Raw genomic sequence first — 24,629 nt, forward strand, 5'->3', positions numbered from 1 at the left:
CTATGACAGTGCTGCAAGACCTACGTGGCCGCGCAGCGTCTGAGCCAGCCCATATCGTTCTAAGTGAAGGCCATGACCCTCGGGTCGTGGCCGGCGCACTTGCTGCACGCAATGCTGGGATGGGTCAAATTACTCTCGTCGGCGCATCCGCTAAAATTGAAGCTGCTTTGGCTGATGCCGGGGCATCGGCTGGCAACGGCATTTCCATCCAAGACCCTCAGACCTCGCCGCTGGTATCAGAATTTGCAGACAGCTATTTTGAGCTGCGCAAGCATAAGGGTGTCAGCGAAGAAGTTGCGGCGACCCAAGCCCACAATCCGATGGTGTTTGCGGCCATGATGGTGCGCAGTGGCTACGCGGATGGCACAGTTGGCGGCGCCGTTGCGACGACATCAGAGACGGTACGCGCGGCATTGCAGATTATCGGCAAAGCAGATGCCGCCCCTCTCGTATCAAGTTTCTTTTTGATGGTTCTGCCTGCAGGGCACCCGTCTGGCCGCGAGGCGATGATTTTTGGCGACTGTGGATTGGTTATCGATCCCGCCGCCCCCGAGCTTGCTGCGATCGCCGCCGCCTCGGCCACTTCGTTTCAGCAACTTTTGGGCGACGTGCCCCGCGTTGCGATGCTGTCTTTCTCATCTATGGGCTCGGCGCGCCATGCAGCGGTGACTAAGGTGACGGACGCATTAGAAATTTTGCACCGCGATCACCCTGATCTTGCCGCAGACGGCGAGTTGCAGTTCGATGCAGCGTTCGTGCCGGATGTTGGCGCGTCAAAAGCACCGGGATCAAAGGTCGCCGGCCATGCCAATGTCATGATTTTTCCAAACCTTGACGCGGGAAATATTGGCTACAAGATAGCCCAACGCATTGGTGGTGCCGACGCCATTGGCCCGGTACTTCAAGGTCTTGCAAAGCCCGCCAACGACCTGTCGCGCGGATGTAGTGCGGCAGACGTAACAAACATGATTGCCGTGACCACCCTTCAAGTTGCCAAGCCCTAAGTTAGGATCCACATGACGCATAAACAGCCCGTGATCGACCTGTCACCGAAAGTATCGGACGAGGTTCGTAAGACGACCTGCTATATGTGCGCATGCCGCTGCGGAATTAACGTCCATATGAAGGACGGCGAAGTCGCCTATATCGAAGGCAACCGAGACCACCCCGTCAATCAAGGCGTGCTATGTGCCAAGGGGTCCGCAGGCATCATGCAACACAACGCTCCGTCTCGCTTGCGCAATCCGCTGAAGCGAGTCGGCCCACGTGGGTCAGGCGAATTCGAAGAAATCAGCTGGGATGAAGCTCTACAAATTGCCGCCGATTGGCTGGAGCCTATCCGCCGCGACAATCCTGAAAAGCTGGCGTTTTTCACAGGCCGCGATCAGTCGCAGTCCTTTACTTCGTTTTGGGCGCAGAACTTTGGCACACCCAACTATGCAGCTCACGGCGGTTTTTGTTCGGTCAACATGGCGGCGGCGGGCATCTATACGATGGGCGGCGCTTTCTGGGAATTTGGCCAACCCGATTGGGACCATACCAAGCTTTTCATGCTTTTCGGTGTGGCAGAGGATCACGACAGCAACCCGATCAAAATGGGCATTGGCAAGATCAAGAAACGCGGCGCGCGTATCATTGGCGTCAATCCGATCCGCACAGGATATAACGCGGTCGCCGATGATTGGGTTGGCATCACGCCCGGCACCGACGGATTGTTTATCCTGTCGATGATCCATTGCCTGATGAAGGCCGGTCGCATCGATTTGAACTACCTTGCCCAATATACCGACGCACCAGTCTTGGTGAATGGTGATGAGAAATCACCTGATTTTGGTCTCTTTCTGCGCGACAAGGACGGCAAAGAGCTGGTGATCGACCGCAACACGGGCAAGCCAGCGGCCTTTGACAAACCCGGCGTTCGCCCAGATCTATCGGCCACTCACCGGGTCAAGGGCATCACGCACCGTCCGGTTTTCCACCAGATGGCAGAGAAATATCTGTCGGATGAATACACCCCCGAAGCGGTTGCAGAACGTGTTGGCATCTCAGCCAAGCGTATCCGCACCATCGCCGCCGAACTGGCGCGCGTGGCCTTCGATGAAGCGTTTGAATTGGACCACGAGTGGACCGATTTCCGCGGCGAAAAGCACAAGACCATGACGGGTCGCCCCGTGTCGTTCCACGCCATGCGCGGCATCTCGGCCCATGCGAATGGCTTTCAGACCTGCCGCGCTTTGCATGTCCTGCAGATCATCCTCGGGACAGTCGAAGTCCCCGGCGGTTTCCGCTTTAAACCGCCCTATCCAAAACCCGCCACGGCACACCCAAAGCCACATGTCGGCGTCACGCCGGGCGCTCCGCTCAACGGTCCGCATTTGGGATTTGTCCACGGCCCCGAAGACCTCGCTCTCAAGGCTGATGGCAGCCCTGCCCGCATCGACAAAGCCTTCACATGGGAAAACCCGATGTCATCGCACGGGTTGATGCATATGGTGATCTCGAACGCCTATACCGGTGATCCCTACAAGATCGACACGCTGTTTATGTACATGGCCAACATGTCATGGAATTCGTCGATGAACACCAAAGGCGTGATGGAGATGCTGACCGACAAAGATGAGAGCGGCGAATACGTCATCCCGCACATCATCTACTCGGACGCTTATTCCTCTGAGATGGTCGCCTATTCCGATCTGATCCTGCCTGACACGACTTATCTGGAACGCCACGACTGTATCTCTTTGCTGGACCGCCCAATCTGTGAGGCTGACGCCGCCGCTGATGCAATTCGCTGGCCGGTGGTGGAGCCTGACCGCAACGTGCGCGGGTTCCAATCCGCACTGTGTGATCTGGGTGCCAAACTGAACCTGCCGGGTTTCGTCAACGAAGACGGCAGCCAGAAATATGCAGATTACGGCGACTATATCACCAACCACGAACGTCGCCCCGGCATTGGCCCATTGGCCGGCTTCCGCGGGCCCAACGGCGACAAATCAGGTCGCGGCGAAGTCAATCCAAAGCAGCTTGATGCCTATATCGAAAACGGCGGATTTTTCGTCGAACATATCCCGAAGGGCGCGAATTACTACAAACCCTGGAACAAAGCCTATCAGGACTGGGCCGTTGGCATGGGCATCTTTGATGCGCCGCAACCCTATTTGTTTTCGCTCTATGCTGAGCCTATGCGGAAATTCCAACGTGCTGCCGAAGGCCACGGGGATCGCCAACCGCCAGATCACCTGCGTGAGCGGATCAAACACACCATGTCACCTCTGCCAATTTGGTATGAAACCGACCAGCACGGCAACGATGGTTTTACCGTCAACGCCCTGACCCAACGCCCGATGGCGATGTATCACAGTTGGGGTAGTCAGAACGCTTGGCTGCGGCAATTGCACGGTCGTAATCCGATGTATGTGCCGACCAAGCTGATGAAAGAAAACGGCCTGGAAGACGGCGATTGGGCGCGGATCACCTCGCCGCATGGTGAGATCACTGTGCCTGTCATGGAAATGGCTGCGCTGAACGAAAACACGATTTGGACGTGGAACGCGATCGGCAAACGCAAAGGAGCTTGGGCGCTCGACAAGGACGCGCCCGAAGCAACCAAGGGCTTCTTGCTGAACCACTTAATCCACGAATTGCTGCCCCCTAAAGGAGATGGCATGCGGTGGGCCAACTCTGACCCGATTACCGGTCAGGCTGCGTGGTTCGACCTCAAGGTCAAAATCGAGAAAACTGCGGCCCCCACGGAATCGCAACCGGAATTTCCGCCTATCAAATCCTCTGTGGGTCCCGGTCCAAAAGAACTCAAATGGAAGGTCGGCAAATGACACAACTGCCCACCAGCACCGCTAAAAAACTTGGCCTCGTGATCGATCTGGACACTTGCGTCGGGTGCCATGCTTGCGTGATCTCATGCAAAGGTTGGAACACCGAAAACTACGGCGCGCCCCTGTCGGATCAAGATCCCTACGGGGCGGATCCATCGGGAACCTTCCTAAACCGTGTGCACAGCTACGAAGTGCAGCCTCCCGTCGGCGAAGCGCAGTTGGTCCACTTCCCTAAATCTTGCCTGCATTGCGAGGACGCGCCTTGTGTCACCGTTTGCCCAACCGGTGCCAGCTACAAGCGCGTCGAGGATGGCATCGTGCTGGTTAACGAAAGCGACTGCATCGGCTGCGGTCTGTGTGCTTGGGCATGTCCTTACGGCGCACGCGAGATGGATCAGGCAGAAGGCGTGATGAAAAAATGCACCCTTTGCGTCGACCGGATCTATAACGAAAACCTGCCCGAGGTAGACCGCGTCCCAACCTGCGTACGTACCTGCCCTTCGGGTGCTCGGCACTTTGGCGATCTCGGCGACCCCTACAGTGATGTTAGCATCCTGGTGGCCAACCGAGGTGGTGTTGATCTGATGCCTGAACAAGGCACCAAGCCGGTCAACAAATACCTGCCGCCACGCCCCAAAGACACATTGTCAGGCACGGATGAACAACTCGACATCCTTGCCCCTTTCCTTGAGCCCATCGACACAGAGCCTAAGGGCTTTCTGGGTTGGCTCGACAAGACGCTGGAGAAACTCTGATGCATCCTGCCCCCTCCGTCATCTTCTTTAGCACCTTTTCAGGCCTCGGTTTTGGTCTACTTATCTGGCTTGGCTTAGGCTTTCCGGCCGTCACCGGATGGAGCGCATTTGCCTTTTTCGCTATTGCATATGTCTTGGCTGTTGGCGGGTTGATCTCGTCGACGTTCCACCTTGGCCATCCTGAACGCGCGCTCAAGGCCTTTACTCAATGGAAGACCAGCTGGCTCAGCCGCGAAGGGTGGTGCGCCGTTGCAGCCCTTGTGGTCATGGCGATTTACGGGGCTGGCCTGGTGTTCTTTGGACAGCGCTGGACGGTCCTTGGCATTCTGGGTGCAATCTTTTCCCTCGGCACGGTGTTTACCACCTCGATGATCTACGCCCAGCTCAAGACGGTACCCCGGTGGCATTCTCGCCTTACGCCGCTTAATTTCATGTCGCTGTCCATTGCGGGCGGGGCATTGCTTGCCGGACAGGTCACATGGTCGCTGATCTTGATCGCCCTTGCCGGGGTGATCCAGTTTGCAACCTGGGTTCGTGGCGACGGCGCATTTGCTGTTGGTGATACAGATATGGCCAGCGCCACTCAATTGGGTGGTATCGGCAAGGTCCGTGCGTTTGAACCGCCCCACACGGGCACCAACTACCTGCTGCGCGAATTTGTACATGTCATTGGCCGCAAACACAGCCAAAAACTGCGGATCATCGCACTAGGGTTGATGGCTGTGCTGCCGGTAATCCTGTTGTTGTTGCCGTTCAACCATATCCTTGCGCTGGTTGCTGTCCTTGCCCATGTAGCAGGCGTTCTGACAGCTCGCTGGTTGTTCTTTGCCGAAGCCGAGCACGTTGTTGGCCTGTATTACGGCAAGCGCTAACGCAAAAAAGGCGGGGTCATCCCCCGCCTTCTTCGTTAAAATATCTGACCGATTGGTCTTAGTTCATCAATCCAGCGTGGCGCATGCCTTCTTCAACCAATGCTTTGGTGCTGTCGGTCAGACCCACATGCGGCAAGCGCACCTCCTCCGAGCATAGATCCAGCTTGGACATCGCGTATTTCACACCGACCAAACCCGGCTCCGTAAAGATCGCTTTGTGCAGTGGCATCAGGCGGTCCTGAATGTCCAACGCAGTTGCATAGTCACCATCAAGGCAAGCCGTTTGCATTTGCGACATCAGCTTGGGCGCAACGTTTGCCGTCACGGAAATACAACCTGTTCCGCCTTGAGCGTTAAACCCATGTGCCGTCGCATCTTCGCCAGACAGCTGGATGAAATCCTTGCCGCAGGTCATGCGCTGGTCACAGACCCGCGCCAGATCGCCAGTGGCGTCCTTGACCCCGACAATGCGCGGCAGTTTGGCCAACTCGCCCATCGTTTCAGGCGACATGTCCACAACGGAACGGCCCGGAATATTATAGATGATGATCGGCAAAGCACAGCATTCGTGCACCGCTTTGAAATGCGCAATCAGACCGCCTTGCGTCGGCTTGTTGTAGTAGGGCGTCACAACAAGAACCGCGTCCGCGCCGACTTTTTCAGCGTGCTGCGCCAAGCGGATGCTCTCAGCGGTATTATTTGATCCCGCACCTGCAATAACAGGGACCCGGCCAGCGGCGGCTTTGACAACTTCTTCCACAACCATCTCATGCTCGCGGTGGGTCAACGTCGGCGATTCGCCCGTGGTCCCGACAGGAACAAGTCCCTTGGAACCTTGGCCGATATGCCACTCCACCAGCTTTTTGAGCGCATCAATGTCCAGATCGCCGTTCCTGAACGGCGTGACGAGGGCAGGCATTGAGCCTTTGAACATGTGCACGCTCCTTTGTTGTGCAAGCAAGCGGGTGGCCTGCTGGTGATTAGATAGCCGCCCGCAGGTTCGTGAATTGAATAACCAGCGGGGCGGTCTATGCTGAAAGGCTGTACCCTTCGTACGATAGGAAATGCAAGTGATGAGACGCCTAACGACGGCCTGCCTGCTGGTAATAGCGCTGACACTGCCAGCCGCCGCCGAACGTCCGCGTCCTCTTGGGTGGGCTATGGATGCAATGCGGGGTGGTAGCTTTGATAACGCCGCACGGATTGCTGTGCGCGATGGCGCTGTTGCAGCCGACATCATCGAATGGCACCGCCTGCGTGCAGGTCAGGGTAGTTTTGCGGATGTCACCGCGTTCCTTATTCGCCGCCCCGATTGGCCTGGAGAAGCGTACCTGCGCAAGCAATCTGAGCCTGCCGTGATCCAAGAGGACGCAGCCGCAGTCCGCGCATTTTTTGCGGCACAGCCCCCTCAGACCCCGCGCGGTGTGCTGGCCTACGCATCGGCGTTGTCCGCTGATGGGCAAACGGGCGACGCCGAGGCCAGTGTTGTTCTGGCATGGCGCACCATGCCCATGAACGCGACATCGCAGGGCATGTTTCTGGCCCGCTACGAGGGTTTGCTAAAACCACATCACGATGCGCGTCTGGATGAAATGGTCTGGCAACGCGAATTCGACGAAGCCCGCCAAATGTACGACTTTGTCAGCAAGGACACGATCACCCTCACTGAGGTGCGTATCGCCTTGCAGCGACGCACCAGAAACGCGGCGTCGCTGGTCGATGCTTTGCCGCCAAAACTGCGCAATACGGGAGGGCTGTCGCACGCGTTGTTTGAATGGCGCATCCGCCAAAACCGCGCGGGGGATGCCAAAACCCTCATGCTGGAGAAATCCACCAGCGTCGAAGCACTTGGCAAACCATCAGCTTGGTCCAACCGAAGGCGTGCTTTGGCACGCGGTGAAATGCGCTCAGGCGATCCCGCGGTCGCGTACAAGATGGCGTCGCAGCATTTCCTTGATGGAGGTTCCGATTATGCTGATCTGGAATGGCTGTCAGGTTATCTTGCGCTGCGTTTTCTAAAGGACCCCGAACGCGCATTGAAACACTTTTTAGCCCATGACAGCCAAGTTCGATCACCGATCTCCCAAGGCCGTGCCGGATATTGGCAAGGCCGCGCGTGGGAGGCCATGGGCAACAAAGAAGAGGCCGACAAGGCCTATTCTGAGGGTGCCAAATACCAGACCTCATTTTACGGGTTGCTGGCTGCGGACCGGGCAGAACTGCCTTTTGACACCAGCCTAACGGGCCGTGTGCCCCTTATTGATTGGCGCACCAGCGCAGTTTCCAAAGCACCACTTTTTGAGGCGGGCATGTTGCTGCAAGCCTCCGGAGAGTTGAGCCTTGCTGAACGGTTTTGGACACATCTGGCAGATCAGCTTGTTACAGAGGATCTAGAGCTTTTGGGCCAGGCCGCTATCGACGCTGGCCAGCCACATCTGGCCGTGATGATCGGCAAACGCGCGGCCCGTCGCGGCCTAACCATTGCGGCACCCTACTATGCCCTGCACCCGTTGGCCGACGCAAAATTGAACATGGCTCCGGAAATGAGCCTCGCCATTGCGCGCCGCGAAAGCGAATTCGATCCGGTTGTTAAATCAGGTGCCGGTGCGCGCGGCCTGATGCAGTTGATGCCCAGCACGGCACGCGACGTTGCCCGTGATCTTGGGGTAAGCGCTTTGCACACAACCGACCGTCTGACGGCTGATCCTGTCTATAATGCCGTTTTGGGCTCAACGTACCTGTCCCAAATGGCGGGACAGTTTGACGGCAATGTGGCCATGGTATCGGCCGCATATAACGCGGGACCTCGCCGCCCTATCCGCTGGATGGACCTTTATGGCGATCCGCGCGAAGGCGATATCGACATCGTTGATTGGGTCGAGATGATTCCGTTCCGCGAGACGCAAAACTACGTGATGCGCGTCACTGAAAGCCTACCTGTTTACCGTGCGCGTTTGGGTCTGAACCCGCTGCCTATTCCATTTGCTCAAGAGCTGACAGGATCAACCCTTTTGCCGTTCGCGCCAAAACGTAAATAGACCAGCTGCCACAATAATCGCGACCCCGATCACCACATTGCTCCGCACCGTTTCGCCAAAAATAGTAATGCCGATGATGGTAGCAAAGGCCAGCTGCAGATAGGCAAAGGGCTGAACTGCGCTTGCCTCGGCGACCTCGTAGCAACGGATCAGTAACCAGTGGCCGCTGACACCGGTCAAACAAAGCATCCCCATCAACGCCCAGTCAGGCCCGCTCATCGGCTCCCAATACCAGACGCCGATTGCCGTCATGGCCACAGCCCCCATGCATCCGGTCCAGAAAAAACTAGTCGCTGTGCTGTCACGCCGGGCAGCATAGCGGGTCAACAATCCGTAGACCGCAAACATCGTTGCCGCCAACAGCGGGATCGCAGAGCGAATATCGAACACCGCCCGACCGGGTTGAAGGATGATCAGCACGCCAATGAAACCCACGCCAATCGCGGCCCAACGCCGCCAACCTACGCGTTCGCCCAACACCGGGCCGGACAATGCTGCGACCAACAGCGGATAACAGGTAAAGACCGCATGGCTTTCCACCAGTCCAAGCAACGTGAAGGCCACAACCATAACGCAGATTTCAAGCGCCAACAGCAAACCGCGCACCGCTTGCAACACCGGTTGGGTTGTGCGTGCTGCTTCTCGGATGCCACCAGCCTTGCGCCGCGCAATTGCAATCACGAAGGCTGCAAAGAACCAATAGCGGATCATCACGACCATCTGGACGTTGTATTCCCCCGCCAGATGCCTGGAGAGGCCGTCCTGAACCGCAAAGATAAAGGTAGTCATGACCATCAGCGCAATGCCGAGGGAGATGTTATTGCTTTGGCTCATGGCAGTACCGCGCGTGTCATGTGTCGCTTGCGCCCGTAGCCTGTGCTGCGCGTAACTGCAAATCCTGCATCGGCAAGCCCGCGCCTGACAAACCCTGCCGCAGTGTAGGTCGCAGCCGTTCCATTGGGGGCGGTATGACGTGCAACTGCAGCCATTAGTTCTGGCGACCACAATTCGGGGTTCTTGGCCGGAGAAAACCCGTCGAGAAACCACGCATCTGCGCTGCCTTGCCAATCCGGCAGTGTTTCGCGCGCGTCGCCAAGCACTACCTCAAGCGCAATTCCATCAAGTGCGATCACGCCTCCGTCCTCGCGCCATGCCGCCAGCAACGCATCGCGCTTTCCATCAAAGGATGGGAACTGCGCGTGGGCGCGGGCCATGTCGTCGCGTGACATTGGGTAGGCCTCAAAGCTGGTGAACTGCAGTGGGGTCTCGAGGCCTGCGCGTGCCCATGCGTCCCAAGCCACAAGCACATTCAGCCCCGTACCAAACCCCAGCTCTGCGATATGAAAGCCAGGTGCAAAACGCGCTGGCAGGTCATTGCCCCCTAAGAAAACAAACGCCGTCTCGGCGGCACCGTCTTCTAGGCTGAAATAGGGGTCGTCGAATTGCGTTGAGACCGGCACACCGCCCTCACGCCATTCGATCTGAGCTGTCTGGTTCTGCACGGAAATGGCCTGTATGGAGAGAGATCAGCCGCGACACTGCGCGTAAACGAGAGGCAAGGCAATGTCCGATATTACCATCCGCGGCGCAGGCATATTTGGCCTGTCGATTGCTTGGGCTTGCGTGCAACGAGGGGCTCGCGTGCAGATTATCGACCCCTACGGCCCGGGCGCAGGCAGCAGCGGAGGGATCGTCGGCGCGCTGGCCCCACATGTCCCAGAAAACTGGAACCCGAAAAAGGCGTTTCAGCTTGAGAGCCTGTTGATGGCAGCGGATTTTTGGCGAGGCGTCACCGAGGTTGGTGGTGTTGATGCGGGATATGCCCGAACAGGGCGAACGCAACCGATTGCAGATGACGCGGGTCTAGCCTTGGCACGGCAGCGAACAGAAACCGCAAAGGATCTTTGGAAAGGCGATGCACATTGGGTTGTGCAGCCTTGTGATGAGAACCCTTGGGCACCGCTTAGCCCGACGGGTTGGATGATCCACGACACCCTCAGTGCACGTCTCCATCCGCGCAAGGCCTGCGCTGCATTGGTCGCTGCGTTGGAATCGCGAGGGGTCGAAGTGGTCAACGATGCACCAGACCACGGGGCCGTTTTATGGGCCACAGGCATCGCAGGGCTAGAGACACTGAACCAAACTGCACCTCGTCTTGTTGGGACTGGCGTCAAAGGACAAGCCGCGTTGCTGCGCTACGATGCTCGCAACCAACCGCAGCTTTTTGCTGGTGGCGTGCACGCGATTCCACATCTGGATGGGACCGTAGCAATCGGCTCCACCTCTGAACGTGAGTGGGAGATCGATGACACGACCGATGCGCAACTTGACGCTGTGATCGACCGTGCCCGTGCTGCCATCCCCGCCCTGCACAACGCGTCAGTCATCGAACGCTGGGCAGGCATCCGGCCCCGCAGCCGTAGCCGCGCGCCAATGCTTGGGGCTTGGCCGGGTCACCCCGGTCATTTCATCGCAAATGGTGGCTTCAAGATAGGCTTTGGCATGGCCCCGAAAGTGGCTGGCGTGTTGGCAGACCTGATGTTGGACGGGCTGGATACCATCCCCAACGGTTTTCGCGTCGAGGATTCGTTTTAACCAGAAACCTCTGCCCGCAGTGCAGCCATCAAGGCAGTTAAATCTTTGATGTACATCTCACCCTTCAGGTGGCCGTGTTCATCAAACGCCTCATAACTGGCGGCAAGGTGGAATTCTGGCCCTTGAAGAATGCGCGGACGGAAAGGCACCATGAAACCGCGCAGCACCATCTGCGCTCGTTCGCCGCCGGCGCGGCCTGCAGCAGCAGACATCACGGCCACCGGTTTGCCCGACCATGCAGATCCCTCAACGCGGCTGATCCAATCAAGCGCGTTTTTCAATACGCCGGATGGGCCTTTGTTATATTCGGGCGTGGAAATCACGATCGCATCCGCATCTGCAATCTGCTGGGCGACGGCCTTGACCTGAGCAGGGATACCGCTGGCCTCTTCATCGTCGCCGTCATAAAGCGGAAAGCCAATGTCGGCTTGGATAAAGTCGGCCTCCCCAAAAAGCCGTGCTGCTTCCTGAAGCAACATCGTGTTCGTCGATCCAGCGCGCAACGCGCCCGAGATGCCTAAAAGTTTGGGGAGTGCCATGTACGAGTTCCTATCAATTCGGTGTTGTCGTCAAAATGCACTGATTTAGAAAACTCTCAAGGGCCGCCAACGCATGAGCCCTGTGCAAAAATTCAAAACCCCGGCACAAACGGCCGGGGTTCCAATTTTCAGAGCTTTGTTTTGATTTAGACAGCGTCAGGTAGAATTACGATTTCAACCCTACGGTTCTGCGCCTTGCCTTCCGGTGTCAGGTTGCTTGCAATCGATTGATCTTCGCCGCGGCCGAAAGACTGAATGCGTCCTGCTGAAACGCCATTGTTAAGTAGAACGCCGGCAACAGCTTGCGCGCGCCCTTCGGAAAGCTGCTGGTTGTACGCTGCTTCACCGTCGCTATCCGTGTGCCCGACAACCTGAATGGTCGACGCTGGATAAGACTGCAGGTTGCTGGCAACGGCACCAAGATCGCGCTGCAGATCGGGCCGTACAGTCGTGCTGCCGCTTGCAAACAGAATATCCTGCGGCAAGGTCACGATGAGCCGGTCACCCGTGTTCGTGATGCCAACGTCATTGCCCACGCTGTTGCGTAAATCCGCGGCTTGCTTGTCGAGGGAATAGCCGACGCCCGCACCGAGTGCTCCACCGATTACGGCACCCTTAAGTGCTGCGTCACCTCGGTTACCGTCACCTTTTGACAAGGCACCCAAGAGAGCACCAGCGCCAGCACCAATCAAAGCACCATTCTTGGTTTTCTGATTTGGATCGCCCGGCTGGGCACCCAGAGTACTTACATCGTTACAAGCGCTGAGCGCCAAAATACCGGCCAAAGCGATGGCGATGGAAGATTTAATGAATGTCATATTTACTGCCTTCATGTTGCGGCCCCGTTCGGGCGGGGCGTCTTTTTACACGCGCATTATACAAGGCAATAGGTCCGTGTAACATCACGGTATCGTGGCAGTCGGCACGATACCGCCCATCACATCAAACAACGTTCAATCTCGTCTCAAGCCTCGGCGCGCGCAGCCTCATAGGCCAGCATTGCCCGCTTTACCGGCATGCCCCAATGGTAGCCGCCCAGCGCCCCGGATTTACGCAAAGCGCGGTGGCAAGGGATCAGCCAGCTGACGGGATTGCGCCCAACGGCTGTTCCTACCGCTCGAGCAGCCTTGGGGGAGCCAACGGCATCCGCGATTTCTGAATAGGTTGTGACCTGACCTGACGGGATGCTGAGCAACGCCTCCCAAACCTTAATCTGGAACGGTGCTCCGATCAGGTATAGCGGTGCCTTCTCCAAAGGCCGATCCTGCGCCCCAAAGGCAGTCATCACCCAAGGGCGCAACATTTCCGCATCTTCAACAAAGACCGCATTGGGCCAGCGTGATTGCAAATCCTGCATTGCGGCCGCCTCTCCCATTTCGGCAGAAAAGGCCAAACCGCAGATGCCTTTTTGCGTCCCCATGACCAAAGCAGGGCCAAAGGGGCTCTGAAACCAACCCCAAGATATCGTTAGGTCTGCACCTTGGCGGGCGAAGGCACCCGGGCTCATCGATTCCCAGCGCAAGAACAAATCATGCAACCGACCGGTCCCGGACAAACCCAAATCATGTGCGGCCGCCAGCGTGGTAAAATGATCTCGCAGCATTACTTTGGCCTGACCCAACATCAAATACTGTTGATACCGCTTTGGCGAAACGCCAACCCACCGGGAAAATACCCGTTGGAAATGCGCCCCTGACATACCCATCTCGCTGGCAATTTGATCCAGTTGAAGCGGGTCTTTGGATTGGTCGATCAGGTCAATCGCGCGGCGCATGACACCGTAATGATAACCAGGATCTTCAGCGGCGGGGTGAGGTATTTGTTCTGACATACTGCCAACCTAAGGAGAGCCTCTTATCAATGCGACCCGTTTCTTGCGCCATCGCGCAGAACTACAAATCTCCCCACGGCTCCGGGACGGTGCCGATCAAAAACCTTCAGAACAGATCGAAGCGGAGAGTTATTGCCGTCAGTTTCGCACCCGCACCTAGGTAAGGCTATAGCTAAGTGACAGCCCACCGATTGGGCCACGCTGAAGAGATATTCCCGCATAATCTGCTCCGATGAGTACGCCACCCCATTCAATGCCAGAAAAATCCTAAAATACCGCTCTGCGAACCCATTAAATCTTACTCAAATCCCAACGGCTTCTCTTGCCCTTCAGCCCAGATGCCCGCATACCCCTTGCCCATGGGAAAGCAGCTTGATTACCACACGATCCGCGAGATTTTTACGCGCTTTCAAACCGCCGATCCCGAACCAAAGGGTGAGTTGGAGCATGTGAACGTTTACACGCTAGTTGTCGCTGTCGCCCTGAGTGCGCAGGCCACTGACGTTGGCGTCAACAAAGCCACGCGCGCGCTGTTCCAGATCGCGGACACGCCCCAAAAGATGATTGATCTTGGTCTCGACGCGCTGACCGAACACATCAAGACGATCGGCCTCTTTCGCCAAAAGGCAAAGAACGTCATGAAACTGAGCCATATCTTGGTCAATGACTACGCAGGTGAGGTGCCAAATTCACGCGCTGCCTTGCAATCGTTACCCGGTGTGGGGCGCAAAACGGCCAACGTGGTGCTGAACATGTGGTGGCGACAGCCTGCGCAGGCGGTAGACACACATATTTTTCGCGTCGGCAATCGCACGGGCATTGCCCCCGGCAAAACTGTCGATGCCGTAGAGCGGGCCGTCGAAGACAATATCCCTGCGGATTTCCAGTTGCATGCGCATCACTGGTTGATCCTTCACGGGCGCTATCACTGCAAGGCACGTAAACCAATGTGCCGCACATGCATCATCCGCGATCTTTGCGAATTTGAGGACAAAACAGAATGAAAACATACGAAGTCGTTGGTATCGGGAATGCCGTTGTCGATGTGATCACCCGCACCCCGGACGCCTTTTTAAGTGAGATGGGCATTGAAAAAGGGATCATGCAACTGATCGAACAAGATCGCGCTGAAGTCTTATATGACGCGATGGACGAGCGGTTACAGACCCCCGGTGGGTCTGTTGCCAATACCATTGCGGGTGTCGGCGCTCTTGGCCTACCGACCGCGTTTATCGGCCGCGTACGCGATGATGATCTGGGTAAGTTCTACGCCAGCGCAATGACCGATGTTGGCATCGATTTCCCTAACCCTCCCGTGGCCGAGGCCGACACACCGACGTCGCGCTGCATGATCTTTGTCACGCCAGACGGTGAGCGTTCACTCAATACCTATCTAGGCATTTCAACCGGGCTGACCTCGGTTGACGTTCCTGAGGTGGTGACGGGCAATGCAAAGCTGATGTTCCTTGAGGGTTACCTCTTTGATCATGACGCCGGAAAAACCGCGTTTCGCGAAGCCGCGCGTGCGACCAAAGCAGGTGGCGGCAAAGCAGGTATCGCAATATCCGATCCCTTCTGTGTGGAACGCCACCGTGCCGACTTCCTTTCTTTGATCCGCGACGATCTGGATTTTGTGATCGGCAACACGGCTGAAATCACTTCCCTATTTGAAACAGATGATCTGGAATCAGCTTTGAAACAGATCTCTGCGATTTGTCCTCTGGTTGTCTGCACCCGTTCTGGTGACGGCGTCACCCTTATCCAGGGCGACAATCGCGTCGATGTTCCGGTGACGGCAATAACACCCGTTGACGCCACAGGCGCAGGCGATCAATTCGCCGCTGGCTTTCTTTATGGTCTCGCAACGGGTCGCGATCTTGAGACTTGCGGACGCATGGGTAACCTGTGTGCTGGCGAAGTGATCAGCCATATTGGGCCGCGCCCTGAAAAGGACATGGCAGAAATGTTCCGCGCCGAAAGTCTGATCGACTGATGCTGACCGACGGGCTTCACGACGTTCCCGCAGGCAAGCTGGCAATGGTGGTCACTCATCTGGAGATGACTGCCAGACCAGCCTTGCGGAAGATCGCGCTGCCCGATGGGGTGGCCTTTCGGCGCGTGCAGCCCGATCTGGAATGGTACCGCGACATGATCCTGCGCGTAGGCTCGATGGAATGGCTTTGGTACGGGAGGCTCAAACTGTCTGATGCTGAGCTTGGCGCGATCCTGACACATCCAAACGTGCAAATCTTCACCGTTTCAAAGGACGGCAAGGATCACGGACTGCTGGAACTTGATTTTTGTCAGGACGACGCGTGCGAGCTGGCGTTCTTTGGTCTGACACCCCAGTTGATCGGCTCCGGTGCGGGGCGTTACTTGATGAACCAAGCGATCACCCGCGCTTGGGACGCAGGCATTGCGCGCTTCCACCTGCACACATGCACCCTCGACAGCCCTCAGGCACTGAATTTTTACATTCGCAGTGGGTTCACACCCTATAAACGGCAAATTGAGATCGACGATGATCCGCGTCTTATCGGTGTGCTCCCTGAAACGGCAGGGCCAAACATCCCGATCATTCCTAAGGGTTAACGTTTGGGCGGTGTGCAGTCTTTGCCCTGAAAGCAGGCGCTAACCTTTTTCAGCATGGCAGGACTGGGATTGCCGAATAGAAATCCTCCGCACGGGTTGGTTTCTAGGACGTACCCACTCAAACCGCGCGCCACAAACGCCAATACGTCGCCGTTATTCGCAGACGCGCACCAAGGTCCAAGGCACGCAACTTCCAACGTCACTTTGCGGTCGAAGGGCACATCAAACCCAGCACGCGACAGTGATAATCCCTGCAAGGTGACCGGAATACGCGTCATGGGCGGGGTGTCTTGCTGGTGCTCCCAATCTGTCTTTGGCAGCAGCTTGTGGTCAAAACGAAGCGTGCCACGCACAACGATATACTCGGCATCCGATATTTTTGCGCCCTGAAAAGCGGCCTCTACTGAATGGGGCATGCACGACAACGCGAAGGCCGGCCATGGGGCCACAAGGGCCGCGCACATCACCAGCGCGCGTATCAAAGATGCGCCTCAAACTCGGCGACCACCGCTTCGTAGACTTCCTGCTTGAACGGCACGATATTGGCGACCAAGTCAGGAACAGCCAACCAGCGCCACTTGGAAAACTCAGGCTCTGCCGTCTCGATGTTCACTTGATCATCAGTTCCGCTGAACCGCATCAGGAACCACTTCTGCTCTTGGCCGCGAAACCGCCCTTTCCAAAGCTTGGGCACCAAATCATGCGGCAACTCGTAGGGTAGCCAATGCGCACTTTCGGCGACGACCTCGACCAAGTCGGAGGTGATCCCGGTCTCTTCTTCCAGTTCCCGCAGGGCTGCATCACGGGGGGCTTCGCCTTTGTCGACGCCGCCTTGGGGCATTTGCCATGCATCCATATTGCGGTCGCGCCGCTGACCCACAAAAACCTCACCGCGTGCGTTCAGCAACATCAGCCCGACGCAGGGACGATAAGGCAGTTTGGCGATTTCTTCGGGGGTCATGGCTGCTCCAGATGTTTTTGCATTTCAGCGCGGCGAAGGTCTTGTCCCTTGCGCGCGATCGTTTCGCGGCTGGTAACATGAAACCCCATCGCGGCAAAGGCATCCTCAGCTTTCAAACTGGCATGAACGCGCAACTTGCTCTGACCCGCCTGCAACGCCTGCGCTTCAATAACGTTATAGAGTTTGCGAAATGCGCCGGTGCCCCGCGCCCGAGGCAGCAGATAGGCGAAGTCGACATAATCCCCTTCCAAGGTCATGAAGCCCACGAGGTCCGCATGGTCCATGGCGACCACGACATATTGCCGCGCAAGCTTGGTGTGCCAATCAGCGCCCGCATATGGCGTTTCATTCCAAGCGCGCCGTTGTGCGTCGCTATAAGGGCTGGGTAGGGCGTGGATGGCATCGAACATCACCTGCCCTAGGGCGTTGAATTCCTCAGTATGGGCAAGCCTGACCTGCACAATATTTTCCTTACGTGGTGTTTTTCGTGACAACCCAGCCGAGCGAGGCCATGGTTTGGCAAACGTCATCTATTAGAGGTCTCTATGTCCAATTTTCCGCATCTGCTCAAGCCGCTTGATCTTGGTTTCACAACTTTGAAGAACCGCGTGCTCATGGGGTCCATGCATACCGGCCTAGAAGAAACCAAGGACTGGAACCGGGTTGCGGAATTTTACGCCACACGTGCGCGCGGCGGTGTCGGGCTTATGGTGACAGGCGGCATCGGCCCGAACCTCGAAGGGTCAGTTTTGCCCGGTGCCGCGATGATGATCAACCAAGACGACGTTGAGAACCATAAAATCGTTACGGACCGAGTGCATGCCGCAGATGGCAAGATCGCCATGCAGATTTTGCACGCAGGCCGTTATGCTTACGGTCCTGCTTGTGTCGCACCATCAGCGGTCAAATCCCCCATCTCTCCTTTTCCACCAGCGGAACTGGACGAGGACGGTATCGAGAAACAGATCGCTGACATCGCCGCAACGGCCGGTCGCGCGCAACAAGCTGGGTACGACGGGGTCGAGGTGATGGGGTCCGAAGGGTATTTCCTCAACCAGTTTCTTGTCACGCACACCAACAAACGGACAGACCGCTGGGGTGGCTCCTATGAAAACCGCATGCGCCTGCCGATCGAAGTCGTAAGGCGCGTGCGCGAAACAGTGGGTCCTGATTTTATCATCATCTACCGATTGTCGATGATCGATCTTGTGCCGAATGGATCAACTTACGAAGAAGTTGTGCAATTGGCCCAAGCGGTCGAGGCCGCCGGAGCGACGATCATCAATACCGGCATTGGCTGGCACGAAGCGCGCATTCCCACGATTGCGACGTCTGTTCCGCGCGCCGCCTTTGCGTGGGTTACGAAAAAACTGATGGGCAAAGTGGGCATCCCGCTGATCACATCCAACCGCATCAACACGCCACAGGTCGCCGAAGACGTGTTGGCGGATGGGTGCGCTGATATGGTCTCAATGGCGCGCCCCATGTTGGCTGACGCGGATTTCGTCGCCAAGGCTGCCGCGGGTAAGGCTGATCAAATTGCCCCCTGCATCGCGTGCAACCAGGCCTGTTTGGATCATACATTCTCTGGCAAAATCTCGAGCTGCTTGGTCAACCCGCGCGCATGTTATGAGACCGAGTTGAGCATTGGTCCTGCCACAACCTCTAAAACCGTCGCAATTGTTGGGGCCGGTCCTGCGGGTTTGTCCACGGCGATCACGGCCGCAGAACGCGGACATAACGTTACTATATTCGACCGCGCGTCAGAGATTGGCGGTCAGCTAAACCTTGCCAAGCAGGTCGCCGGCAAAGAGGAGTTCTGGGGGTTCGTCGATTGGTACCGCACTATGGTTGCCCACCACGGCATCACCGTAATGCTGAACACCGAAGTTTCTGCTGATGATCTGGGCGGCTTTGATGAGGTTATCATTGCAACAGGTGTCGTGCCGCGCGATCCAAAAATTCCCGGTCAAGATGGCGGCAACGTCGTCAGTTATATTGAAGTGCTGAAAGGCACTGCAAAGGTTGGCGACCGCGTGGCGGTGATTGGGGCGGGCGGCATTGGTTTCGATGTATCCGAGCATCTGGTCCATGACGGCGAAAGCACCACATTGAACCTGCCGGAATGGATGCGCGAATGGGGCGTCGCCGATACCAGCGCGCACCGCGCAGGGTTGGCCCCCGAAGGACCACAACCGCAAGCCCCTGCCCGACAGATCACCATGCTGCAACGCAAGCCCACCAAAGTCGGCAAAGGCTTGGGCAAAACGACAGGCTGGATTCACCGTGCCTCACTGACAATGAAAGACGTTAAGATGATCGCGGGCGTGAACTACGAAAAGATCGACGCGGACGGCTTGCACATTACTTTTGGGGAAGCGCGCGAAAATCCAACGTTGATCGAGGCCGATACCATCGTGATGTGTGCCGGGCAGCTGTCTGATCGCAGCCTTGCCGATGCGCTCGAGGCCAAGGGCATCGCATGCCATGTCATCGGTGGCGCGGATGTCGCCGCTGAACTGGACGCAAAGCGCGCAATCAACCAAGGCACCCGTCTGGCCGCGGCGATCTGATTTCTCGGCACCGTCGCGGTCTGCCCTAGCAGGGCCGCAATGGGTCAAACGCATAATGTGTTAGCCGCGCGCAGCACCTAAAGCTGAAAGCGCGTAGTAGATAACGTGTCATCATGGTCGTGCTGACCACCGCCTTGATTGGAGCGTGATGTGGGGCCACAGCGCACTAATCACGGCTGAGAAACGATTGTTCAGTTGTTTCCCTGCCATGAACGATCCTAGCAATTACCTTGCTACTGTCCCACCCTCGCCGCCTTTGTGCCCAGATTGCCTCCCATACACCTCGATAGAAACAGAAGTGAAAGGGACGGCACATGGACCGCCTGACGGAAATGGAAGCGTTCGCCACAGTTGTGGACCAAGGTGGCTTTACCGATGCCGCAAAAAAGATGGGCATCTCTAAGTCAGCTGTGTCAAAGCACGTGTCTTCGCTCGAAGCCCGTCTGGGTGCACGGTTGCTTAACCGCACCACTCGCCGTGTCTCGCCCACTGAAATTGGCCTAGCATATTATGACCGCGCCCGCCGCGTTCTGAATGATGCAGGCGAAGCCGACGCACTTGTAACATCCATGCAATCGGCACCCTCCGGGCTGCTGCGCATCAGTGTTGCGACTGACTTTGGCGTCAACCATCTATCGCCGGTACTATCTGAATTCCTTGGGGATTTTCCAGATATCACCGTCAACATGGTGCTGAACAATCGCTACGTTGAGTTGATCTCTGAAGGCTTCGACATGGCCGTACGCATTGGCGAGCTGGAAGACAGCTCTCTGCGGGCTCGCAAATTAACCGAGACGACCAAACGCATGATCGCCTCGCCAGAATATTTCGAGAAATACGGCCGCCCTGAAAAGATCGACGACCTGAACGATCACAAGCTGCTGCATTACTCCAACCAATCTTCCGGGAATGTTTGGAAACTGACCGCGCCTTCGGGTGAGAAACGACAGGTACGCACCGCTGGTTGGCTTTCGGTCAATGACGGGCAATCCTTGCTAAACGCCGCGATCTCTGGCCTTGGCATCGCTTACCTCCCCAGCTTTCTATATTCAGAAGCGATGGAAAAGGGTCTCATCGAAGATGCCATTCCTGAACTTCCACTGGAAACCCAAGGCATCTATGCCGTCTACCCACCGGGCCGTTTCACACAGCCCAAGGTCCGCGCATTCATCGATTTCTTGGTTCACTCCTTCGCCGAAAAAGGTCCGAGCGACTGGTAACTTACGACACCATCTCCCTCGGTGAACTGATGTGTGCAAAGCGCGCATCATCCCCGGTACCTGCATAGGTATCGGGGTTTTTTGTACTCTAGTTTAGTTTTCGCTGAGTAAGATAACCTCGACGCGCCGGTTCGCATCCCGGCCGGACGGGTCCAGGTTCGACGCGACAGGGGCAAGATATCCCATTCCCTCCGCCTCCATCCGAGCTGGGTCTACGTCATACGCTTCGACCAAACGGCGCCGCACAGATTGCGCACGCTTGCGCGACAAGGAAATATTCACGTCCAGACCACCAACACTATCGGTATGCCCCACCAATGCTACCCGCAGCTTCGGGCGCGCTTCAAGCAGGGCCGCAAGCTTTGCCAGATTGGCAAAAGGTCCCGGCCCTAAGTCCGCGCTGCCACTGCCAAATTCAAGGCTACCAAGCACCATATGCCCTCGACCCAAAAGTTGTTCGGCCAAGTCGCCAAGGTCAGCGACGCCTTGCGGATATGGCGTCGCAACTGGACGCACATCAACCGCACCTCTTTCTTGAGAGCTGGCTTGAATGATCTGTACATAAGCCGAACTCGCCGAGGTGCTGGCCAGAATTGTAATCACTTCCGAGGGCGCATCCGTGCGACCCTGGACCGCAGTAATGACTTGATAAGCGCGAATGTTGACGTACATGTTGGGGCCCGGCAACGTCTCGGCCGCAAAGCGGAAATCATAGCCGCCGCATTCTGCCGCCGCACAATCCAGAATAATCCTGAGCCCTGCCGCTTCAAGCTGATCGCGTAGAGGGCGCATGATCTGCAACGATGTCAGGCCGGGCGTATCAATACGCCATGCGCCACGGCGGATATCGCCTTCTATCAGAACGGTCGGAACCACCCCATTTGCAAAGACGCCAGTTGGAGCCGCATATCTATCGGGGTTGGTGTCGCGCACCGCCGTTTGCCGCGCCGCGGCCGGCAATTCGAACTCTAGCGCCAAAAGCGATGTCGCCGCTAGACTAAGCGCCAGAGTCGTACCCAAGAGGCCAGCAAATCGGATCATCGCGCCTGCGCGTGGTAGTCTTCGTTGGGACGCATATCGACACCACTGGCCACTCGGTTTGTCATGTTGAAAAACCCCGCCACACTAGAAATGTCCCAGATGTCACGATCTGAGAATCCGACCGCACGAAGTGCTTCGCGGTCCTGCTCTTCAACCGTGGCGCTAGCTTGGGTCAGCTTGACGGCAAAATCCAGCATCGCCCGCTGGCGCGTGTCAATTTTTGCCACGCGGTAATTCATAACCAACGCTTCACCCAACGCTGGATCCCCCGAAAGCTGTCGAACTGCAGCACCATGTGCAACCAAGCAATAGTAGCATTTATTCACCGCCGACACGGCCACCGCAATCATCTCACGCTCTAATTTGGAGAGCGCGGAATCTCCTAGCATCAGATCGTTGTACATCGCGGTAAATGTATCGAGTTTGGCCATATCAAATGCGTAGGCCTTGAGTACATTAGGCACCATCCCGAGCTTTTCCGTACAAACGTCAAAGTACTTCTGCGTCTGCTCGGGCAGTGGATCGACCATTGGCAGATTCAGGGCGGTGGGCATTTCATTAGACATCTGTGCGTTCTTTCACTCAGTGGGTTGGCGATAATGATAGCGGCCTGCGCGCGCAAAGCCCAGCTTGGTATAAAGCGCATTGGCCGCAGTATTTTGCGTCACACACAGCACCGACAGATGTGCTGCTCCTTGTTCTTGCGCCCAAAAGGCCGCCGCACGCATGATCCATTCGGCCACGCCTTGCCTGCGTTGATGAGGCACAACCTCAACCGCGTGAACCATTGCAACGCCGTCATGGACCCCTGCAAAGGCAACACCAGCTGGCTTTTCATTCCACCGCGCGAGGATGCTTGTTTTGACTTTTGCACGCGCCATCACATCAAGGCGTGCAGGACCAATGCCCCCATCTGCCCAAATCTCGGCCATGATCGCGAGCGGTTCCCAGACGGCAAAAGCGGTGACTGGCGGGATCAGAACATCGGTCAGCAACGTGGTCGGGGCGACATAAAGCATCACCTCATCAAACGCCTCATACCCGCGCGCTTCAAGCAGCCCGTCCAATTCCTTGTCACCCTCACGGATCATGAAAAGTGGGCGTTGATTGAGATCGCGCATCGCCTCTTCGGCAAGTCCGATATCTGCACCGTCGACCGGGCCGCTGGCAGTCGCCGCGGACGCGCGTTTGCCCCCACCTTGGCCGTCGCGACAGACAAAAGGGCCCACCTGCACGCGTCGCGCCGGAGGCCAGGTACCCTCTGTCACGTCATAAAGCTGGTGAGCATCCGGCATCATGCAAAAACGGCCTCAAGCTTGGCAATCGCCTCGTCAATCATCTGCACATCGGTGCCACGCACCACAATGTGCGCGCCGTATTTGCCATCACGCTGAAAGGGATAGCTGCCCATCGACAAAGTTGGATAGGCCAGCGCCAACGCACCTAATGGGCCTGCAATATCACCTTCACCTCGGTGGATTGTCACCGTCTGACTGATCAGAGGCTCGCCACCCGTCAATGTTGGCAACACGCTCGCAACCATCGCCTGAAACACCGATGGCACCCCGGCCATCACATGCACATTCTTGACGGTAAAGCCGGGTGCGGCCGAAACGGGGTTGTCGATCAACGTCGCCCCCTGAGGTATCCGCGCCATCCGCAACCGCGCCGTGTTCAATTCTGTCCCTGATTTTGCGTAATGCGTGGCCAGAATTGCGCGCGCGTCGTCGCGCACATCGATTGTCTGGTCAAACGCAGCTGCCATGCAATCAGCGGTGATGTCATCATGGGTCGGGCCGATCCCTCCAGAAGTAAAAACAACGCCGAAGCGCGAAGACAGACCCTGCACCGCTGCTACAATCGTGCCGGGTTCATCACCGACAATCTGCACCTCTTTGAGGTCCACGCCGATCTCAGTCAGTTGCCCAGCAAGGTAGTGCATGTTTGCATCCCGTGTGCGCCCCGACAGGATTTCATCGCCGATAACCAGCATTGCTGCCGTAGGATTCGCCATCTCTCACTCCTTGAGCCTGTATCATAGAGGGTATAGGCCCGCGTCCATGCGCTTTCAAACCGAACTTGTCCCCGCTCGCCTTATCCGGCGCTATAAACGCTTCCTTGCGGATTGTACGCTGGAAGACGGTCGCGAAGTTGTGGCCCATTGCGCCAACCCCGGGTCGATGAAGGGACTCGCGGATCCAGGTATGCGGATCTGGCTGGAACCCAATGACGACCCTAAGAAAAAGCTCAAATACGGCTGGCGATTGGTCGACCACGAGAATGGCCATTTTACCGGTGTGGATACCAGTCTGCCAAACCGGGTGCTCCGCGCGGCCCTGATGGCTCGGGAAGTCCCACCGCTTGCCAACTATAATACAGTGCGGCCAGAGGTGAAGTATGGCGAAAACTCTCGCGTAGACTTCTTACTGACGGAACCTAGCCTGCCCGACGCCTATGTCGAGGTCAAATCTGTGACATTGAACCGCACTCCCGGCTTGGCGGAGTTTCCCGATAGCGTGACTGCGCGCGGGGCCAAGCACCTCGCTGAATTGGCAAAGGTCGCGCGGCAAGGCCATCGCGCCGTACTTTTGTATCTCGTACAGCGCACCGATTGCAGCGAAGTTGCAATGGCCAGCGATATCGACCCGACCTATGCCGCTGCCCATGCGGCTGCGACGTCTGCGGGGGTAGAAACGCTGTGCATTGGCACCTACATTGACCCACAAGGTATTTCGCTAAGCTCCCCTCTGGCCCTTCGGCGGCCCCGAGGGTAGACAAC

The 24,629-nt window shown here is 57.0% G+C and carries 25 protein-coding genes; 12 read left to right on the forward strand and 13 right to left on the reverse strand.

From position 1 onward, the window contains the following. Positions 1 to 2 precede the first annotated feature (2 nt). Genes pta through C1J03_RS21200 form a run of 4 tightly spaced genes read left to right on the forward strand, consistent with a single transcriptional unit; the run spans position 3 to position 5,460 of the window. On the forward strand, positions 3 to 1,004 hold the full coding sequence (gene pta / locus C1J03_RS21185; protein WP_114888382.1) for a phosphate acetyltransferase: 1,002 nt from the start codon (positions 3 to 5) through the stop codon (positions 1,002 to 1,004). Between the two features lie 12 nt (positions 1,005 to 1,016). Next, positions 1,017 to 3,833, forward strand: a complete 2,817-nt coding sequence (locus C1J03_RS21190; protein ID WP_114888383.1) for a molybdopterin oxidoreductase family protein — start codon at positions 1,017 to 1,019, stop codon at positions 3,831 to 3,833. Further along, entirely contained in the window at positions 3,830 to 4,588 is a 759-nt protein-coding gene (locus tag C1J03_RS21195) for a 4Fe-4S dicluster domain-containing protein (protein WP_114888384.1), read from the forward strand. Before C1J03_RS21190 ends, C1J03_RS21195 begins: the two co-directional genes overlap by 4 nt. Continuing rightward, positions 4,588 to 5,460 (forward strand): dimethyl sulfoxide reductase anchor subunit family protein, encoded by an 873-nt coding sequence (locus C1J03_RS21200; RefSeq protein WP_114888385.1) that lies wholly within the window; start codon positions 4,588 to 4,590, stop codon positions 5,458 to 5,460. Before C1J03_RS21195 ends, C1J03_RS21200 begins: the two co-directional genes overlap by 1 nt. Positions 5,461 to 5,518: 58 nt before the next feature. On the opposite strand, the gene dapA is transcribed toward C1J03_RS21200, so the two are convergent. Then, positions 5,519 to 6,394, reverse strand: coding sequence for a 4-hydroxy-tetrahydrodipicolinate synthase (gene dapA, locus C1J03_RS21205; RefSeq protein ID WP_114888386.1), 876 nt, complete (start codon positions 6,392 to 6,394; stop codon positions 5,519 to 5,521). Positions 6,395 to 6,524: 130 nt separating this feature from the next. Between dapA and C1J03_RS21210 the strand changes: the two genes are divergently transcribed. After that, a complete protein-coding gene (locus C1J03_RS21210; RefSeq protein ID WP_174234484.1) occupies positions 6,525 to 8,498 on the forward strand; it encodes a lytic transglycosylase domain-containing protein in 1,974 nt (657 codons plus the stop codon). Here the strand turns inward: C1J03_RS21210 and C1J03_RS21215 are convergent. After that, the gene (locus C1J03_RS21215; protein ID WP_114888388.1) at positions 8,463 to 9,332 is read right to left on the reverse strand and encodes a DMT family transporter; all 870 of its coding nucleotides are present in this window, start codon (positions 9,330 to 9,332) and stop codon (positions 8,463 to 8,465) included. The genes C1J03_RS21210 and C1J03_RS21215 overlap by 36 nt on opposite strands. Then, positions 9,329 to 10,000: a tRNA (5-methylaminomethyl-2-thiouridine)(34)-methyltransferase MnmD gene (gene mnmD, locus C1J03_RS21220; protein ID WP_114888389.1), complete on the reverse strand. Its 672-nt coding sequence runs from the start codon at positions 9,998 to 10,000 to the stop codon at positions 9,329 to 9,331. The genes C1J03_RS21215 and mnmD overlap by 4 nt, the downstream gene beginning before the upstream one ends. A 61-nt stretch (positions 10,001 to 10,061) precedes the next feature. Here mnmD and C1J03_RS21225 point away from each other — a divergent pair, with 61 nt between their 5' ends. After that, positions 10,062 to 11,093: an NAD(P)/FAD-dependent oxidoreductase gene (locus C1J03_RS21225; RefSeq protein ID WP_114888390.1), complete on the forward strand. Its 1,032-nt coding sequence runs from the start codon at positions 10,062 to 10,064 to the stop codon at positions 11,091 to 11,093. On the opposite strand, the gene C1J03_RS21230 is transcribed toward C1J03_RS21225, so the two are convergent. The 3 genes from C1J03_RS21230 to C1J03_RS21240 form a co-directional block, all read right to left on the reverse strand. After that, the gene (locus tag C1J03_RS21230; protein WP_114888391.1) at positions 11,090 to 11,632 is read right to left on the reverse strand and encodes an NADPH-dependent FMN reductase; all 543 of its coding nucleotides are present in this window, start codon (positions 11,630 to 11,632) and stop codon (positions 11,090 to 11,092) included. The genes C1J03_RS21225 and C1J03_RS21230 overlap by 4 nt on opposite strands. A gap of 146 nt (positions 11,633 to 11,778) precedes the next feature. Beyond that, positions 11,779 to 12,450, reverse strand: a complete 672-nt coding sequence (locus tag C1J03_RS21235) for an OmpA family protein (protein ID WP_114888392.1) — start codon at positions 12,448 to 12,450, stop codon at positions 11,779 to 11,781. 146 nt (positions 12,451 to 12,596) lie between these two features. Next, entirely contained in the window at positions 12,597 to 13,463 is an 867-nt protein-coding gene (locus C1J03_RS21240; protein WP_114888393.1) for a methylated-DNA--[protein]-cysteine S-methyltransferase, read from the reverse strand. A 359-nt stretch (positions 13,464 to 13,822) separates the two neighbouring features. Between C1J03_RS21240 and nth the strand changes: the two genes are divergently transcribed. The 3 genes from nth to C1J03_RS21255 are packed head-to-tail and all read left to right on the forward strand — an operon-like array spanning position 13,823 to position 16,055. Further along, a complete protein-coding gene (gene nth / locus C1J03_RS21245) occupies positions 13,823 to 14,467 on the forward strand; it encodes an endonuclease III (RefSeq protein ID WP_114889131.1) in 645 nt (214 codons plus the stop codon). Then, positions 14,464 to 15,456: an adenosine kinase gene (locus tag C1J03_RS21250; RefSeq protein ID WP_114888394.1), complete on the forward strand. Its 993-nt coding sequence runs from the start codon at positions 14,464 to 14,466 to the stop codon at positions 15,454 to 15,456. The genes nth and C1J03_RS21250 overlap by 4 nt, the downstream gene beginning before the upstream one ends. Next, complete coding sequence (locus tag C1J03_RS21255) at positions 15,456 to 16,055, forward strand: GNAT family N-acetyltransferase (RefSeq protein ID WP_114888395.1); 600 nt, start codon at positions 15,456 to 15,458, stop codon at positions 16,053 to 16,055. The genes C1J03_RS21250 and C1J03_RS21255 overlap by 1 nt, the downstream gene beginning before the upstream one ends. Here C1J03_RS21255 and C1J03_RS21260 read toward each other — a convergent pair. The 3 genes from C1J03_RS21260 to C1J03_RS21270 form a co-directional block, all read right to left on the reverse strand. Further along, the gene (locus C1J03_RS21260; RefSeq protein ID WP_254694120.1) at positions 16,052 to 16,471 is read right to left on the reverse strand and encodes a hypothetical protein; all 420 of its coding nucleotides are present in this window, start codon (positions 16,469 to 16,471) and stop codon (positions 16,052 to 16,054) included. The genes C1J03_RS21255 and C1J03_RS21260 overlap by 4 nt on opposite strands. 62 nt (positions 16,472 to 16,533) lie before the next feature. Continuing rightward, entirely contained in the window at positions 16,534 to 17,016 is a 483-nt protein-coding gene (locus C1J03_RS21265) for an RNA pyrophosphohydrolase (RefSeq protein ID WP_114888396.1), read from the reverse strand. After that, complete coding sequence (locus C1J03_RS21270) at positions 17,013 to 17,546, reverse strand: GNAT family N-acetyltransferase (RefSeq protein WP_114888397.1); 534 nt, start codon at positions 17,544 to 17,546, stop codon at positions 17,013 to 17,015. The genes C1J03_RS21265 and C1J03_RS21270 overlap by 4 nt, the downstream gene beginning before the upstream one ends. A 15-nt stretch (positions 17,547 to 17,561) precedes the next feature. Between C1J03_RS21270 and C1J03_RS21275 the strand changes: the two genes are divergently transcribed. Together C1J03_RS21275 and C1J03_RS21280 are read left to right on the forward strand one after the other, a co-directional pair. Then, complete coding sequence (locus tag C1J03_RS21275; RefSeq protein ID WP_114888398.1) at positions 17,562 to 19,589, forward strand: NADPH-dependent 2,4-dienoyl-CoA reductase; 2,028 nt, start codon at positions 17,562 to 17,564, stop codon at positions 19,587 to 19,589. Between the two features lie 314 nt (positions 19,590 to 19,903). Further along, on the forward strand, positions 19,904 to 20,809 hold the full coding sequence (locus C1J03_RS21280) for a LysR family transcriptional regulator (RefSeq protein WP_114888399.1): 906 nt from the start codon (positions 19,904 to 19,906) through the stop codon (positions 20,807 to 20,809). Between the two features lie 93 nt (positions 20,810 to 20,902). Here C1J03_RS21280 and C1J03_RS21285 read toward each other — a convergent pair whose 3' ends face one another. Genes C1J03_RS21285 through C1J03_RS21300 form a run of 4 tightly spaced genes read right to left on the reverse strand, consistent with a single transcriptional unit; the run spans position 20,903 to position 23,864 of the window. Next, a complete protein-coding gene (locus C1J03_RS21285) occupies positions 20,903 to 21,850 on the reverse strand; it encodes an OmpA family protein (RefSeq protein ID WP_114888400.1) in 948 nt (315 codons plus the stop codon). After that, on the reverse strand, positions 21,847 to 22,416 hold the full coding sequence (locus C1J03_RS21290; protein ID WP_114888401.1) for a peroxidase-related enzyme: 570 nt from the start codon (positions 22,414 to 22,416) through the stop codon (positions 21,847 to 21,849). Before C1J03_RS21290 ends, C1J03_RS21285 begins: the two co-directional genes overlap by 4 nt. A 12-nt stretch (positions 22,417 to 22,428) precedes the next feature. Then, on the reverse strand, positions 22,429 to 23,145 hold the full coding sequence (locus C1J03_RS21295; RefSeq protein ID WP_114889133.1) for a GNAT family N-acetyltransferase: 717 nt from the start codon (positions 23,143 to 23,145) through the stop codon (positions 22,429 to 22,431). Then, the gene (locus C1J03_RS21300; protein ID WP_114888402.1) at positions 23,145 to 23,864 is read right to left on the reverse strand and encodes a competence/damage-inducible protein A; all 720 of its coding nucleotides are present in this window, start codon (positions 23,862 to 23,864) and stop codon (positions 23,145 to 23,147) included. Before C1J03_RS21300 ends, C1J03_RS21295 begins: the two co-directional genes overlap by 1 nt. Positions 23,865 to 23,910: 46 nt before the next feature. Between C1J03_RS21300 and sfsA the strand changes: the two genes are divergently transcribed. Beyond that, entirely contained in the window at positions 23,911 to 24,624 is a 714-nt protein-coding gene (sfsA, locus tag C1J03_RS21305) for a DNA/RNA nuclease SfsA (protein ID WP_114888403.1), read from the forward strand. Positions 24,625 to 24,629: the final 5 nt, after the last annotated feature.

It is taken from the genome of Sulfitobacter sp. SK012, assembly GCF_003352085.1.
Classification (GTDB): domain Bacteria; phylum Pseudomonadota; class Alphaproteobacteria; order Rhodobacterales; family Rhodobacteraceae; genus Sulfitobacter.

Coding starts and splice junctions, on each gene's coding strand:
- C1J03_RS21275 (WP_114888398.1), top strand. CDS start 17,562: ATGTCCAATTTTCCGCATCTGCTCAAGCCGCTTGATCTTGGTTTCACA.
- C1J03_RS21190 (WP_114888383.1), top strand. CDS start 1,017: ATGACGCATAAACAGCCCGTGATCGACCTGTCACCGAAAGTATCGGAC.
- C1J03_RS21250 (WP_114888394.1), top strand. CDS start 14,464: ATGAAAACATACGAAGTCGTTGGTATCGGGAATGCCGTTGTCGATGTG.
- C1J03_RS21260 (WP_254694120.1), bottom strand. CDS start 16,471: ATGCCCCATTCAGTAGAGGCCGCTTTTCAGGGCGCAAAAATATCGGAT.
- pta (WP_114888382.1), top strand. CDS start 3: ATGACAGTGCTGCAAGACCTACGTGGCCGCGCAGCGTCTGAGCCAGCC.
- C1J03_RS21265 (WP_114888396.1), bottom strand. CDS start 17,016: ATGACCCCCGAAGAAATCGCCAAACTGCCTTATCGTCCCTGCGTCGGG.
- C1J03_RS21300 (WP_114888402.1), bottom strand. CDS start 23,864: ATGGCGAATCCTACGGCAGCAATGCTGGTTATCGGCGATGAAATCCTG.
- C1J03_RS21240 (WP_114888393.1), bottom strand. CDS start 13,463: ATGTCAGAACAAATACCTCACCCCGCCGCTGAAGATCCTGGTTATCAT.
- dapA (WP_114888386.1), bottom strand. CDS start 6,394: ATGTTCAAAGGCTCAATGCCTGCCCTCGTCACGCCGTTCAGGAACGGC.
- C1J03_RS21195 (WP_114888384.1), top strand. CDS start 3,830: ATGACACAACTGCCCACCAGCACCGCTAAAAAACTTGGCCTCGTGATC.
- C1J03_RS21270 (WP_114888397.1), bottom strand. CDS start 17,546: ATGACGTTTGCCAAACCATGGCCTCGCTCGGCTGGGTTGTCACGAAAA.
- C1J03_RS21255 (WP_114888395.1), top strand. CDS start 15,456: ATGCTGACCGACGGGCTTCACGACGTTCCCGCAGGCAAGCTGGCAATG.
- sfsA (WP_114888403.1), top strand. CDS start 23,911: ATGCGCTTTCAAACCGAACTTGTCCCCGCTCGCCTTATCCGGCGCTAT.
- C1J03_RS21295 (WP_114889133.1), bottom strand. CDS start 23,145: ATGCCGGATGCTCACCAGCTTTATGACGTGACAGAGGGTACCTGGCCT.
- C1J03_RS21225 (WP_114888390.1), top strand. CDS start 10,062: ATGTCCGATATTACCATCCGCGGCGCAGGCATATTTGGCCTGTCGATT.
- C1J03_RS21290 (WP_114888401.1), bottom strand. CDS start 22,416: ATGTCTAATGAAATGCCCACCGCCCTGAATCTGCCAATGGTCGATCCA.
- C1J03_RS21215 (WP_114888388.1), bottom strand. CDS start 9,332: ATGAGCCAAAGCAATAACATCTCCCTCGGCATTGCGCTGATGGTCATG.
- C1J03_RS21280 (WP_114888399.1), top strand. CDS start 19,904: ATGGACCGCCTGACGGAAATGGAAGCGTTCGCCACAGTTGTGGACCAA.
- C1J03_RS21210 (WP_174234484.1), top strand. CDS start 6,525: ATGCAAGTGATGAGACGCCTAACGACGGCCTGCCTGCTGGTAATAGCG.
- C1J03_RS21285 (WP_114888400.1), bottom strand. CDS start 21,850: ATGATCCGATTTGCTGGCCTCTTGGGTACGACTCTGGCGCTTAGTCTA.
- C1J03_RS21200 (WP_114888385.1), top strand. CDS start 4,588: ATGCATCCTGCCCCCTCCGTCATCTTCTTTAGCACCTTTTCAGGCCTC.
- nth (WP_114889131.1), top strand. CDS start 13,823: ATGGGAAAGCAGCTTGATTACCACACGATCCGCGAGATTTTTACGCGC.
- C1J03_RS21235 (WP_114888392.1), bottom strand. CDS start 12,450: ATGACATTCATTAAATCTTCCATCGCCATCGCTTTGGCCGGTATTTTG.
- C1J03_RS21230 (WP_114888391.1), bottom strand. CDS start 11,632: ATGGCACTCCCCAAACTTTTAGGCATCTCGGGCGCGTTGCGCGCTGGA.